Here is a 14,351-nt window from a genome sequence, read left to right on the forward strand (position 1 = left end):
GAATGGTGGACAGCGGATGCCAAGGCTACGCCCCCCGGGCCTGTCCGCGCAGGTCCCGCCCCCTCGGCGTCGCCCAGATCACAGTCCGGGGTCCGAGTTTGGCGAAAAATGGATGTTAGAGGTCGGTCGTTGTGGGGGAGAACGATTGGCTGTTCGCTCGGAACGTACGGACAAATGCGGACAATTGTCCGCCTATCGCCAGAAACTCCGCCGCGCTGCGGAACACTTCGGGCAATTGTCCCAACTCCGTCCCAAGGTGATCCGGGCGGCGGCTCAGCCGCGGCCGGACCGCCGTTCCGGGCGCGGGGCGGGCCGCGGTCCCGGCAGGGTGATCCGGATCAGGCAGCCGTCCTCGGAGTCGGCGACCGCGATGGTTCCGCCGTGCAGGTCCACCGCCCAGCGGGCGATGGCGAGGCCGAGGCCGGTGCCGCCGTCGCTGCCCGGGCCCTGGGCGGAGGGGCCGCTGCCGCGGCTGAAGCGCTCGAACACCCGGTGCCGGTCCTCCGGGCTGATGCCGGGGCCCTGGTCGGCGACCTCCAGCAGCAGGCCGTGCGGGCCCTCGGCCCTGGCCCGCACCGTCACCGTGCCGTCCTTGGGGCTGTGCCGGCAGGAGTTGTCGACCAGGTTGGCCACCACCTGGTGCAGCCGCTCCGGGTCGGCGACGGCGGTGAGGTCGGGGGAGACGTCCAGCGAGAGGGACACGTCACGGCGCCGGCTGCTGGCGCCGCCGGAGGTGGAGCCGTCCACGGTGAGCCCGCGCAGCACCCCGGTCAGGAAGGGCTCCACGCCGAACTCCCTGGCGTCCAGCGAGGCCACCCCGTCGGCGATCTTGGAGAGGTCCAGCAGGTGGGAGACCAGCCGGCCGAGCCGTTCGGTCTGCTCCAGCGCGGCGGCCATGGTGTCCGGCTCCGGGCGGACGATCCCGTCGACCACGTTCTCCAGCACGGCGCGCAGCGCGGCGATCGGGGTGCGCAGCTCGTGCGAGACATTGGCGATCAGCTCCCGGCGCTGCCGGTCGGCCGCCTCCAGGTCCGCGGCCATGGTGTTGAAGGCGGTGGCCAGTTCGCCCACCTCGTCCCGCGAGGTGGCCCGCACCTCGCGGCTGTAATCGCCGGCCGCCATCGCCCTGGCCGCCGCGGTCATCTCCCGCAGCGGCGCGGTCATCCCGTGCGCCAGCAGCTGGGTGATCAGCAGCGAGGCGACCACCGAGAAGATCATGACGATCCGGATCTGGGTGTCCGAGTTCAGTGCCAGCACCACCATCAGCGTGGAGATGCCCACCGAGGTGATCACCAGGACCGCCAGCTTGGCCTTGATCGAACGCAGCGGGTCCAGCGGGCGCAGGTCCGCCCAGACCCGCCCGGCCGCGCGCCGGAGCAGGTTCGGTGCGGCGCCCCCAGCGTCAGCGGTCACGGCGCCGGAGCCTCCAGGGCGTAGCCGACGCCGTGCACCGTGCGGATCCAGTTGGCGCCGATCTTGCGGCGCAGCGCCTTCACATGGCTGTCCACGGTCCGGGTGCCGGAGGCGTCGGTCCAGTCCCAGACCTCGGCCAGCAGCTGCTCGCGGGTCAGCACCGCGCGCGGCTGCGCGGCCAGGCAGGCCAGCAGGTCGAACTCGGTCGGGGTGAGGTGCACGTCGGAGGTGGCCACCCGGACCCGGCGCTGGACGTGGTCGATCTCCAGCTCGCCCAGCCGCAGCGTCCCGCCGACCGGGGTGCGGGCGGCCAGCTGGGCCCGCTCGACCCGGCGCAGCAGCACATTGACCCGGGCCGCCAGCTCGCGCATGGAGAAGGGCTTGGTCATGTAGTCGTCCGCGCCGACGCCCAGGCCGACCAGCAGGTCGGTCTCGTCGTCGCGCGCGGTCAGCATCAGCACCGGGACCGGGCGGTGCGCCTGGATCCGGCGGCACACCTCCAGGCCGTCGAATCCCGGCAGCATCACATCGAGCACGACCAGGTCGGGCTGCCAGGTCTGGAAGCAGTCCACGGCCGTGGGCCCGTCGTGGGAGACGGCGACCCGGAAGCCCTCCGCGCCGAGTCTGGCCGCGATCGACTCGGCGATCGTCGGCTCGTCCTCGACCACCAGGACCCGTCGCTGACCTCCGGTCCCACTGGTCTCCTGCTGCTGTGCATCCGTCACGACCACGCCACCGCCCCCAGGGCTCGCGGATTCCCGCACGGCTGGCGCCGCGCGGACCCGCACTGTTTCGTCCGTACTTGCCGGTCTTCAGCCACTGTTCTCCACCCGGTACTCCGCCCCCGCCAGGAGCAGCGTACGTACCGGTGGCGCCCCCGAGGAGACCGTCTGCTGCAAACCGGCCTTTCGGGGGGCGGCATGGGCGTAGACCCTACCGGGTGGCGAGGTGGACCACATCAGGCAGGCCCCGTTCCGCTTCCACCGCCAGTTCGATCGACCACACCCGGCGGAACCGTGCGGCCAGGCGCCGCTCGAAGTCCGCGGAGGGGGCCGCGCTCCAGACCGCCAGGACGCCCCGGTCGGTGAGGGTGCGCCGGAGCAGGGCCAGCCCGGCGTCGCCGTAGAGGCTGTCGTTGGACTCGGTGACGGTCCAGTCGGGCCCGTTGTCGATGTCCAGGCAGAGGACGTCGTAGCGCCCGGCCGAGCCGTCCTCGGCGAGGTGGCGCAGCAGGTCGTCGTGGACGATCCGGACCCGGGGGTCCCGGTGGCCGGTCCCGGCGAAGCGGGCCAGCGGGGCGTCCCCCGCGGTGTGCCAGTCGATCACGGCCTGCTCGCGTTCCAGCACGGTGACGCTCCGCGGGCGGGGGTCGGCGGCGGCCTGGGCCAGTGAGAAGCCCACGCCCAGGCCGCCGACCAGCAGCCGCGGCGCGGTCCCCGGCGATCCCTCGGCGAAGGCGTCCAGCGCGGCGGTGACCAGGGCGCGTTCGGAGCAGCCGTCCGAGGTGTCCATCAGGAAGCAGCCGTTGGCGATGATCTCGTACCGGTCTCCGCGCCGGCGGAGCACCGCTTCGCCGTACGGGCCCTCGCGGCGGTCGAGTACTTCGGCGAGGTCGGACGTGGCGGTGCGGAAGTCGTCAGGGAGGGGCATGGCGGTCGGTCTCTCGGCGTTGGGAACGGTAGGCGCCCTGGAGGCTCGGCTCCTATCCTGCCTGATCGCTCACGGCGAACAGCGCCGGGGAACACAATGGGGGTCAATCTCCTTTAGTCCAGGTAACTCAACTTTGCTTACTTGGGAGAGATCATGGCGACTGAGTCCTCGTTGACCCTGCCGGTGCTGCCGCTCGACGACGACGCGGTGCTGCCTGGCATGGTCGTTCCACTGGAGCTGTCCGACCCCGACGTCCGCGCCGCCATCGAGGCGGCGCAGGCGGCGGTGCGGGACGGCGGGGCACGCGCCCCCGGTATCCGGACCGTGGCCAGTGCGCGCAAGGCCCGGGTGCTGCTGGTGCCCAGGATCGACGGAAACTACGGCGCGATCGGCACCCTGGCCAGCGTCGAGCAGGTCGGGCGGCTCGCCGACGGCGACCCGGCCGCGCTGGTGCGCGGGGTGCGGCGGGTGCGGATAGGGGCGGGCACCACCGGCCCCGGCGCCGCCCTGTGGGTGGAGGCCAGCCCGGTGGAGACGGTCCCGGTCCCCGACCCGCTGCCCGGGTCGGTGGCCGAGCTGGTGCGCGACTACAAGGCGCTGACCACGACCTGGCTGCAGAAGCGCGGGGCCTGGCAGGTGGTGGACCGGGTCGCGGCCATCGAGGACCTGTCCGACCTGGCCGACAACATCGGGTACGCGCCCTTCCTCACCGGCGCCGAGAAGGTGCGGGCGCTGGAGGAGCTGGACCCGGTGGCCCGGCTGAAGCTCTCGCTGCAGCTGCTGCGCGACCACCTCGCCGAGGAGGACGTCGCGGAGACCATCCGCAAGGACGTCTCCGAGGGCATGGAGAAGCAGCAGAAGGAGTTCCTGCTGCGCCGTCAGCTGGAGGCGGTGCGCAAGGAACTGGCCGACCTCAACGGCGACCCGGACTCCGAGGAGGAGGACTACCGGGCCCGGGTCGAGGCCGCCGACCTGCCGGAGAAGGTGCGCGAGGCCGCGCTCAAGGAGGTCGACAAGCTGGAGCGCTCCTCCGACGCCTCGCCCGAGGGCAGCTGGATCCGCACCTGGCTGGACACCGTGCTCGAACTGCCCTGGAACGAGCGCAGCGAGGACGCCTACGACATCGCCGGCGCCCGCGCCGTGCTGGACGCGGACCACTTCGGCCTGGACGACGTCAAGGACCGGATCGTCGAGTACCTGGCCGTCAGGAAGCGGCGGGCCGACCGCGGCCTCGGCCTGGTCGGCGGCCGTCGCGGCGGCGCGGTGCTGGCGCTGGTGGGCCCGCCCGGGGTCGGCAAGACCTCGCTCGGCGAGTCCGTGGCGCGGGCCATGGGCCGCTCCTTCGTCCGGGTCGCGCTCGGCGGCGTCCGGGACGAGGCGGAGATCCGCGGCCACCGGCGCACCTACGTCGGCGCGCTGCCCGGCCGGATCGTCCGGGCCATCAAGGAGGCCGGGTCGATGAACCCGGTGGTGCTGCTGGACGAGATCGACAAGGTCGGCTCCGACTACCGGGGCGACCCGGCCGCCGCCCTGCTCGAGGTGCTCGACCCGGCGCAGAACCACACCTTCAGGGACCACTACCTGGAGGTCGAGCTCGACCTCTCCGACGTGGTCTTCCTGGCCACCGCCAACGTCCTGGAGGCGATCCCGGAGGCGCTGCTCGACCGGATGGAGCTGGTCCGCCTGGACGGCTACACCGAGGACGAGAAGATTGTCATCGCCCGGGACCACCTGCTGCCCCGTCAGCTGGAGCGGGCCGGCCTCGGCGCCGACGAGGTCGTGGTGACCGAGGAGGCGCTGCGCAGCCTGGCCGGCGAGTACACCCGCGAGGCGGGCGTGCGCAGCCTGGAGCGGGCGGTGGCGCGGATCCTGCGCAAGGTCGCGGCGGAGCAGGAGCTGGGCGCGGACGGCGCCGAGCTGCCCCGCACGGTCGCGGCCGAGGACCTGCGCGGCCTGATCGGCCGTCCGCACCACACCCCCGAGGCGGCGCAGAAGCCCGGCGAGCGGCGGACGGCGGTGCCCGGTGTGGCCACCGGCCTGGCCGTCACCGGCGCCGGCGGCGACGTCCTCTACATCGAGGCCTCGCTGGCCGACGCCGAGACCGGCACCACCGGGCTGACCCTGACCGGCCAGCTGGGCGACGTGATGAAGGAGTCCGCGCAGATCGCGCTGTCCTTCCTGCGCTCGCACGGGGCCGAGCTGGAGCTGCCGGTCACCTCGCTGCGGGACCGCGGCATCCATGTGCACGTCCCGGCCGGGGCCGTGCCCAAGGACGGCCCGAGCGCGGGTGTCACCATGACCACCGCGCTGGCCTCGCTGCTCTCCGGCCGCAAGGTGCGGACCGAGGTGGCGATGACCGGTGAGGTCTCGCTGACCGGCCGGGTGCTGCCGATCGGCGGGGTGAAGCAGAAGCTGCTCGCCGCCGACCGGGCCGGGATCACCACCGTGCTGATCCCCTCCCGCAACGAGGCCGACCTGGACGACGTCCCGGCCGAGGTGCTGGAGCGGCTGACGGTCCACCCGGTCTCCGACGTCCGCCAGGTGCTGGAACTGGCCCTGGAGCCGGCGGTGTCGCTGACCAAGCCGGTGGACCTGTCCGGCCCGGCCGGCCGGAAGTCGGTCGCGGCCTAGCAGCGGAATCGGACCGAGTACGGGGCGGCAGCGGTGCACACCGCTGCCGCCCCCGCGCGCTTCCGGCATGGTGTATCCCACAGCGGGGCCGGGCCAGGAACCGTCGGCCTCCGGGGGTTCGTCCCCCGGTTGGACGGGACCTGCGAGAATGCGACGGTTCTGACGGCGACTTGGTTGGGTGGGGTGCGGGCGGATGGGCTCACGGCGAGCGGCGGGGACGATCAGCAGCCCCAGCGGCGACACGGGGTTCCGGGGTGCGCCGGCCCGGCGGCGGAACCTGGAACTGGCGCTGATCCTGTTCGCGGTGGCGATCTGCGCCTTCGGCGACGCCAGCGTGGAGCTGGCCCTGCACAACGCGCTGCCCAGCGGCTTCGCCACCCAGGTGGCCGGGCTGACCGCGCTGGCGCTGGTCGCCCATCTGGCGATCCGGCAGTGGGCCGCCTACGCGGACCCGCTGATCCTGCCGCTGACGGTGCTGCTCACCGGGCTGGGCCTGACCGTGATCCACCGCCTGGACGACTCGTACCACAAGGGGTACAACTCGCCGCCGATGGCTCCCGGGCAGACCATGTGGACGGTGATCGCCGTGCTGGTGTTCGTCGGCCTGGTCTTCGGCATCAAGCACCACCGGGTGCTGCAGCGCTACACCTACCTGGTGATGGCCGTCTCGCTGGTGGCGCTGGTCGCACCGGCCTTCTTCTCCGGGGACGTCTACGGGGCGCGGCGCTGGATCCGGCTGGGCCCGCTGTCCTTCCAGCCCGGTGAGTTCACCAAGCTCGCCATCGTGGTCTTCTTCGCCGGCTACCTGATGACCAACCGGGACGCGCTGGCGCTGGTCGGCCGCAAGGTGATGGGGATCAGCCTGCCGCGCGGGCGCAACATGGGCCCGGTGCTGGTGATCTGGGCGGTCAGCCTGGTGGTGCTGGTGGCCGAGGCCGACCTGGGCACCTCGCTGATCTTCTTCGGCGCCTTCATCATCATGCTGTACATCGCCACCGAGCGGACCGGGTGGCTGGTGCTGGGCTGCGGAATGGCGCTCGCGGGCGCGGTCGCGGCGGGCACCCTGGTCACCCGGGTGACCTACCGGGTGAACAACTGGCTCGACCCGATGGCCACCTACACCCACCTGGTCAACGGGCAGCCGCCGCAGGGCAGCTCGCCGCAGCTGGCCCAGTCGCTGTTCTCGCTGGCCGGCGGCGGCTTCCTGGGCACCGGCCTGGGCAAGGGCAACTCCTATCTGATCGGCTTCGCCGGACGCAGCGACTGGGTGCTCGCCACCATCGGCGAGGAGCTCGGCACGGCCGGGGTGATGGCGGTGCTGATGATGTACCTGCTGCTGGCCCAGCGCGGGATGCGCACCGCGATCAGGCTCTCCGACCCCTTCGGCAAGCTGCTGGCCTCCGGGCTGGCCGCGACGCTGATCCTGCAGGTGTTCGTGGTCTCCGGCGGGGTGATCGGCCTGATTCCGCAGACCGGCAAGGCGCTGCCGTTCCTGGCGCAGGGCGGCTCGTCCACCGTCGCCAACTGGGTGATGATGGCGCTGCTGGTGAAGCTCAGCGACGCGGCCGGCCGGTCCGAGCTGGAGCCCGCGCCGGACCCGGCCGAGACGCTGACCATCTCCGCGGAGGAGATCGCCGCGGTCCGCGCCGAGGCCGAACGCGGCTAGGGCCTGAGCCCTAGCGGAAGATCCCGGTGTGGCCGAGCGAGTAGCGGCCCGGCTGGGGGTAGACCGCCAGGCCGTGCGGGCCGTCGCCGACCGGGATCCGGGCGATCAGGTGCCCGTCGGCGGTGGACATGGCGTAGACCTCGGAGTCGTAGCGGCCGGAGAGCCAGAGCACCTTGCCGTCGGCGGAGACCCCGCCCATGTCGGGGCTGCCGCCGCCGGGGATCTGCCACTTGTGGACCAGCTTGCCGGTGGCGAAGTCCAGCACCGAGACCGAGCCCTCGCCCCGGTTGGAGATGTAGAGGCTGGCCGAGTCGCGGCTGACGTAGAGGCCGTGCGCCCCGGCACCGGTCTTGAGCAGCACCGGTGTGGAGAAGGTGTCGCCGTTCAGCTCCCAGACGCCGTTGGCCATCATGTCGGCGACGTACCAGACCTTGCCGTCCGGGGAGATCTTGACGTCCTGCGGCATGGAGCCGTCGAACGGGATCTTCTGCCGGGCCACCACCTCCATCTTCGCGGTGTCGACCTTGAGCAGGTCGCCGGAGAACTCGCAGGAGACGATGAAGTACTCGCCGTTCGGCGAGAAGTCGGCGTGGTTCACCCCGGCGCAGCCGGCCGGGACCGACTTCACCACCTTCATGGTGTGGGCGTCGCGGAACACCAGGGCGTGGTCGTTGGAGGCCATCACGATCGCGTACTTGCCGTTGGGCGTGAAGTAGAGGTTGTACGGGTCGTGCACGTCCACCGGGGCGCCCTGGGCGCCGGTGGCCGGGTTGATCGGGGTGAGGCTGTTGCCGAGGTCGTTGTTGACCCACAGCGTCCTCAGGTCCCAGGAGGGGACCACGTGCTGGGGCTGGTGCCCGACCTGCAGGGTCCGGATCACCCGGTAGGTCGCCGGGTCGATCACGCTGACCGTGTCGGAGAGCGTATTGGGGACGTACACCCGGGAGGGGAAGCCGCGGACCACCGGGGAGAGCGCGTTGGGGCGGTCGGCCGCGTAGACGTCGGTGGGGGAGAGCGGGGGCGGCATCCCCTGCAGGTAGGAGTCGCCGCTGCCGGGGAGGGCCGGGCCGAGCGCCAGCGCCTTGGCGGTGGCCATGGCGGTCGGCTGGGCCAGCACGGACACCCGTCCGGCGGCCGGGTCCCGGTCGGCGGAGCAGGCCGAGGCGAGCAGCAGGCCGCAGGCGGAGAGCGCGGTCAGCGCGGACACGGGGAGGAGGCGGCGCAGGGTCGTCGGGGGCATCAGGTCAGCAGCTCCGTGGTGGTGACCGCGCGGAGACCGCGCCGGTGCAGGCCGTCGAGGATCACGGGCAGCGCGGCGATCGTGCCGGTGTGCCCGAAGTGCAGGCTGACCACGGAGCCCGGGCGTACCGCGTCCAGGACGGTACTGGCCACCGCGGTCGCGCCGGGGTCGGTGTAGTCGAGCGAGTCCAGGTCGTAGCTGAGGCAGTGCGCGTACCCGGCCCGGCGGGCCTGGGCGGCGACGGTGGCGGTGCAGTCCTGGGCCTGGGACGGCCGGAACCAGCTGCCGATGCTGCCGGTGAGCTGCTTCAGCCGGGCGGCGCAGGCGGCGATCTCGGTGTACGCCCGGTCGGCGGACATGGTCGAGATCGGCAGGTGGTTCTGGGTGTGGTTGCCCAGCTCATGGCCGCCGTCGAGGACCAGCCTGGCCATCGCGGGCTGCTCGTCCAGCCAGCTGCCCACGGCCATCACGGTGACCTTGGCCCCGGCCCGTCCGGCTTCGGCCAGCAGCGCCCTGGCGATCGCCGGGTCGCCCTGGCCGTGGAAGGTGAGGGCGACCCCGTCCCCGGTCCGCGGACCGGTCCTGACCTCGAACGGGAGGGCCGGCAGCGGCGGGTGCGTGGGGGCGGACGTGGCTGCGGGCGCGGAGGCGACGGCGCTGGCCCGGACGGCGCCGGTGGCCGGGGCCTCGGCTGCGGGCACGGCCGTGCGGTCCGAGCAGGCGGCGGTGAGCGAGCCGGCGGCGCCGACGGCAGCCATCCGCAGCAGGTCGCGGCGGTCGAAGGGGATCACCACTCGCACTCTAGGGTGACCGTCCGATTACCGCGCGTCGAGCACGCACCGGTGGACCGTAGAGTGTCGCCCGGTCGGAGGCAGTGGCAGGCAGTGGCAGGCAGCGGATCGGCGGAAGGCGCGGCGCGGTGCAGCAGGAACGCAGGGAGTTGCCCTACGGGGTGTCAGGTCTCCGGCTCGCGCTCGGTGACGACGGTGTCGCCGTGTTGACGATCGACCGGCCGGAGAAGCGCAACGCGCTGACCGGGGCGATGTGGGCGGCGCTGCCGGAGCTGCTGCGGCGGCTGGCCGGGGAGCCGGGGCTGCGGGTGCTGCTGGTGACCGGCGCTGGCGGGACCTTCAGCGCCGGCGCGGACATCGCCGAGCTGCGCGAGGTCTACGCGGACCCGGCCTCGGCGGACGCCTACCACGCCGTCAACGTCCGGGCCGAGGAGGCGCTGGCGGCGTTTCCGCACCCCACCGTCGCGGTGATCAGGGGTGCCTGCGTGGGCGGCGGCTGCCAGCTCGCGGTGGCCTGCGACCTGCGCTTCGCCGCACCGGACGCCAGGATCGGGATCACCCCGGCCAAGCTGGGGATCGTCTACCCGGCGGTGCCGACGGTGCGGCTGCTGCGGCTGCTGGGCCCGGCCCGGGCGAAGTACCTGCTGTTCTCGGGCGAGCTGGTGACGGCGGCGACCGCGCTGGTGCACGGGCTGGTGGAGGAGGTCGCCGAGGACGTGGAGCAGCGGGCGCTGGAGTTCGCCCGCACCCTGGCCTCGCGCTCGGCGCAGACCCAGGGGGCGGTCAAGGAGGTCATCGCCGCCGCGTTGGGCAGCGGTGACGGCGGCCTGGACGCCCAGGCCGCGGTGGCCGCGTGGGAGCGGGCCTCGCGTACGGCCCCGGATGTGACGGAGGGTCTGGCCGCCTTCCTGGAGCGGCGTCCCGCCGAGTTCTGACGCATCAGGCAATATCCGGGCATCCCGAGCGGCGCAAAACCGCCAGGGCGGCTAACCGCCAGCGCCGGACCGCATCCGGCCTCGTGCACACGTCAAGGATGTCCCCCAACCTCTGCATCCCCCGCAGATCCTGGAGGACATCCCTGTGCCATCCTCTCACCTCCGCCGCCGCGGACTGATACCGCTCGGCGCGGCGATCCTGCTGCTGGCGGCCACCCCGTACGGCGCCCAGGCCGGCACCCGGGCCGGAACCCCCGCCGCGCCGCCGGTGAAGCCGGCGCAGCAACCGGTCAGCCGGACCGTCACCCTGATCACCGGGGACGCCGTCACGGTGCGTACCCTCGCCGACGGCCGCAGCACCGCCACGGTGAAGCGGCCGGCGAACCTGACCGGCGGCGTGCGTACCGCGACCGTCGGCAAGGACCTCTACGTCTACCCGGACGAGGTCCAGCCCTACGTCGCGGCGGGTGTGCTGGACCGGCGGCTGTTCGACGTCACCCAGCTGATCGCGGACGGCTACGACAACGCGCACACGCAGTCGCTGCCGCTGATCGTCCAGTACGGGACGGCCGCCGGAGCCGCGGCGCGGTCGGCCGGGGCGCCGGCCGGGATGACCGAGACCCGGGCGCTGCCCTCGATCCGGGGCGCGGCGGTCGGCCTGGCCCACGGCAAGGCCGCCACGGCCTGGACCTCGCTCGCCCCGGCCGCCGCCCCGGCCACCGCGCCCTCCACCGCCCCGGCCTCGCGTGCCGTGGCCACCGCGGTTCCGGCGCTGGCCGAGGGGGTGACCCATGTCTGGCTGGACGGCCGGGTCAGGGCCACCCTCGCCGACAGCACCGCGCAGATCGGCGCACCGGACGTCTGGTCCTCCGGCGACACCGGCGCCGGGGTGGACGTCGCGGTGCTGGACACCGGGATCGACACCGCGCACCCGGACCTGGCCGGGCAGGTGGACGCCAGCAGCAGCTTCGTCCCGGGCGAGGACATCGAGGACCGTGTGGGCCACGGCACCCACACCGCGTCCACCATCGCCGGGACCGGCGCCGCCTCCGGGGGCGTCGAGAAGGGCGTCGCCCCGGGCGCGCACCTGCTGGTCGGCAAGGTGCTGGACGACTCCGGCAACGGGCAGGACTCCTGGGTGCTGGCCGGGATGGAGTGGGCGGCGCAGACCGAGCACGCCAAGGTGATCAGCATGAGCCTGGGCGACCCCTCGGTGGTCGGCGACGGCAGCGACCCGATGAGCCAGGCGGTGGACAGCCTCAGCGCCGCCACCGGCGCGCTGTTCGTGATCGCGGCGGGCAACAGCGGTTCGGCCGGGGTCTCCTCGCCCGGCTCGGCGAGCTCGGCGCTGACCGTGGGCGCGGTGGACTCCGACGACAACCTGGCGTACTTCTCCAGCACCGGGCCGCGGGCGGTCGACGGCGACCCCAAGCCGGAGCTCACCGCCCCCGGCGTGGACATCCTGGCCGCGCGCTCCCAGTACATGGCGGACGGCAGCGGCTACTACACCACGATGAGCGGGACCTCGATGGCCACCCCGCATGTCGCGGGCGCGGCGGCGCTGCTGGCCCGGAAGCACCCGGACTGGACCGGCCAGCAGCTCAAGGACGACCTGGTCAGCACGACCGCGCTGACCCCGCAGATCGCGGTCACCGACGGCGGCAGCGGGCGGCTCGACGCCAGGGCGGCGGTGCTGGGCCAGGTCCACGCCGACGCCAGTGCCTGGGGCGGCTACTTCCCCTGGCCGCACACCGCGGACCGGCCGAGCGTACGGACCGTCAGCTACACCAACACCGGTGACAGCGCGGTGGACCTGAAGCTGGCCACCGACATCGCGGCACCGGCCGGGGCGTTCACCCTGTCCGCATCCGCGCTGACCGTCCCGGCGCACGGGACCGCGCGGGCCACCGTCAGCACCGACCCGTCGAAGGCCGGTTACGGCAATACCGACGGGCAGCTGGTCGCCACCGACGCGGCCACCGGCACCGTGGTCGCGCACACCCTGATCGGGGTGGACGACGAGGCCGAGATGTACAACCTGACCGTTCACGCCACCGACCGGGCCGGAAAGCCGCTGGGCGGCACCGCGGTGCTGTTCCAGGCGGGCAGCGAGTACGCCGGGCAGGTGACCGTGCCGGACAGCGGCACGCTGGAGCTGCGGCTGCCCGAGGGCGAGTACTCGGTGCTGATGGAGGCAGAGCTGCCGGGCGCGGCCGGTCCCTCCGACCTCGGCCTGGCCATGCTCTCGGCGCCGCAGGTCCAGCTCACGGCGGACCGTACGGTGGCGCTGGACGCGCGGACGGCGCACCGGGTCTCCGCGGTGACGCCGAAGCGGACCGAGAGCCAGGAACTGCGCTGGGAGTGGTACCGGCAGGCCGGCGGCACCAGCTACGACGAGAGCGACCTGCTGCCGCCGAAGTACACCAGCCTGTGGGTGCAGCCCACGGCGCCGGTCACCGACGGCGCGTTCTCCTTCGTGATGCGCTGGCGCGACGCGGAACCGGAACTGACCGTGTCCGGGGCCGGGCAGGACTTCACCGACCTGCTGCAGCAGAGCGGCTCGACCCCGCTGCCGGCCGGTACCAGCAGCCTGGCGGCGGTGTACGCGGGCCGGGGCGGCAGCGCCGACTACGCGGGGATCGACGCCAGGGGCCGGGCCGCGGTGGTGGACGCGAGCAGCTCGGTCGCCCCCTCCGACCAGGCCGCCGCGGCCGTGGCGGCCGGGGCGAAGCTGCTGCTGGTGGTGAACGGCGATCCCGGCCGGCTCAGCGAGTGGTACGGCAGCGCGGACTACACCGCGGTCAGCGCGGTCGCGGTGGCCGCGCTGACCTCGACCGAGGGGGCCGCCCTCGAAGCCGCGCTGGAGCGGGGGCAGGTCGTCCTGGCGGTCGGCTCGCAGCCGGTGCCCTCCTACCTCTACGACCTGGTGGACCGTCATGACGGCTCCGTCCCGGACGCGTTGACGTACACGCCGGAGGCCTCGGCGCTGGCCCAGGTGCGGAACCGTTTCGCCTCGCCGAGCGGCGCGGTGGCGGGCTCCGAGGGCCGCTACGACCTGCAGGACTTCGACAGCTACGGGGTGGGCTTCGACCAGCGCCAGCAGATGCCGGCCACCCGTACAGACTGGGTGACCCCCGGCGGCGGATCCGGCTTCAGCTGGTTCGAGGAGGCCGACCTCGGCCAACTGCTGGAGGAGCGGTCGGTGACCGCCCCGGGCACGGCCGGCGGCAGCACCGCGCACGACTGGTTCTCCCCGGTGCTGCACCCGCGGCTCAACAACGCCACCTGGCTGCCGCAGCGCAACGGCGACTTCATGACCGTCAACATCCCCGGCTGGGGCGACGGGGTGGCCGGCAACAGCGGATTCGACCTGGGCAGCGGCAAGCTGAACGAGACGCTGTGGCTCTACCAGGGCAGCACCCTGCTGCAGAAGGCCGCCTACCAGGCGATCTACCTGGACGTGCCGCCGAGCGCGAAGCCGCTGCCGTACCGGCTGGTCGCGGCGACCAGCCAGGGCGGGGCCTTCCCGTACGCGCCGGGCAGCCGGACCGAGTGGACCTTCGGCTCGGCGACCACGGACCCCTCGGTGGTCGACACCCTGCCGCTGGTCCAGCTGGACTACGGGGTGGCCACCGACCTGTCGGGGAAGGCGTCCCGCAGCGCCGCGATCACACTGACGGCCTCGGAGTCTGCCGACGTCACCCGGGGCGGGCGGATCACCGCCGGCACCCTCGAGGTGTCCTACGACGACGGGGAGAACTGGACCGCGCTCAAGCTGACCAGGACCGCCGACGGCAGGTGGACCGCCGGACTCAAGGCGCCGAAGGCCGCGGCCTTCGCCTCGCTGCGGGCGACGGCGAAGGACGCGGCCGGGAACACCGTGACCCAGACCGTGCTGGAGGCGTTCGGGCTGACGAAGTGACAGGACGGGGTGACAGGACGAAGTGAGAGGTCGGAGGGGCGGGCGGCCAGGGCGTCGTCGCCGAGGATCTGCCGGCTCTCCTGGGCGGCCAGCTTGTCCAGCA

At 73.2% G+C, this 14,351-nt stretch carries 9 protein-coding genes; 4 read left to right on the plus strand and 5 right to left on the minus strand.

Annotated features, from left to right (window positions below):
- Positions 1–273: 273 nt before the first annotated feature.
- From ACEZDG_RS22830 to ACEZDG_RS22840, 3 genes are all read right to left on the minus strand, one after another.
- On the minus strand, positions 274–1,413 hold the full coding sequence (locus tag ACEZDG_RS22830; RefSeq protein WP_380512525.1) for a sensor histidine kinase: 1,140 nt from the start codon (positions 1,411–1,413) through the stop codon (positions 274–276).
- Entirely contained in the window at positions 1,410–2,144 is a 735-nt protein-coding gene (locus tag ACEZDG_RS22835) for a response regulator transcription factor (RefSeq protein WP_380512527.1), read from the minus strand. Before ACEZDG_RS22835 ends, ACEZDG_RS22830 begins: the two co-directional genes overlap by 4 nt.
- 202 nt (positions 2,145–2,346) lie before the next feature.
- Positions 2,347–3,063: a spermidine synthase gene (locus ACEZDG_RS22840; RefSeq protein ID WP_380512529.1), complete on the minus strand. Its 717-nt coding sequence runs from the start codon at positions 3,061–3,063 to the stop codon at positions 2,347–2,349.
- 153 nt (positions 3,064–3,216) lie between these two features.
- Here ACEZDG_RS22840 and lon point away from each other — a divergent pair, with 153 nt between their 5' ends.
- Together lon and ACEZDG_RS22850 are read left to right on the plus strand one after the other, a co-directional pair.
- Positions 3,217–5,694: an endopeptidase La gene (gene lon, locus ACEZDG_RS22845; protein ID WP_380512531.1), complete on the plus strand. Its 2,478-nt coding sequence runs from the start codon at positions 3,217–3,219 to the stop codon at positions 5,692–5,694.
- Between the two features lie 193 nt (positions 5,695–5,887).
- The gene (locus ACEZDG_RS22850) at positions 5,888–7,360 is read left to right on the plus strand and encodes an FtsW/RodA/SpoVE family cell cycle protein (RefSeq protein ID WP_380512533.1); all 1,473 of its coding nucleotides are present in this window, start codon (positions 5,888–5,890) and stop codon (positions 7,358–7,360) included.
- A 10-nt stretch (positions 7,361–7,370) separates the two neighbouring features.
- On the opposite strand, the gene ACEZDG_RS22855 is transcribed toward ACEZDG_RS22850, so the two are convergent.
- Positions 7,371–8,600 (minus strand): YVTN family beta-propeller repeat protein, encoded by a 1,230-nt coding sequence (locus tag ACEZDG_RS22855; protein WP_449341734.1) that lies wholly within the window; start codon positions 8,598–8,600, stop codon positions 7,371–7,373.
- A complete protein-coding gene (locus ACEZDG_RS22860) occupies positions 8,600–9,391 on the minus strand; it encodes a polysaccharide deacetylase family protein (RefSeq protein WP_380512535.1) in 792 nt (263 codons plus the stop codon). The genes ACEZDG_RS22855 and ACEZDG_RS22860 overlap by 1 nt, the downstream gene beginning before the upstream one ends.
- 128 nt (positions 9,392–9,519) lie before the next feature.
- Between ACEZDG_RS22860 and ACEZDG_RS22865 the strand changes: the two genes are divergently transcribed.
- Together ACEZDG_RS22865 and ACEZDG_RS22870 are read left to right on the plus strand one after the other, a co-directional pair.
- Complete coding sequence (locus ACEZDG_RS22865) at positions 9,520–10,326, plus strand: enoyl-CoA hydratase/isomerase family protein (RefSeq protein ID WP_380512537.1); 807 nt, start codon at positions 9,520–9,522, stop codon at positions 10,324–10,326.
- A gap of 145 nt (positions 10,327–10,471) precedes the next feature.
- Positions 10,472–14,248: a S8 family serine peptidase gene (locus tag ACEZDG_RS22870; protein WP_380512539.1), complete on the plus strand. Its 3,777-nt coding sequence runs from the start codon at positions 10,472–10,474 to the stop codon at positions 14,246–14,248.
- The last annotated feature ends 103 nt before the right edge of the window (positions 14,249–14,351 follow it).

This window comes from Streptacidiphilus alkalitolerans (genome assembly GCF_042511045.1).
GTDB classification, from domain to species: domain Bacteria; phylum Actinomycetota; class Actinomycetes; order Streptomycetales; family Streptomycetaceae; genus Streptacidiphilus; species Streptacidiphilus alkalitolerans.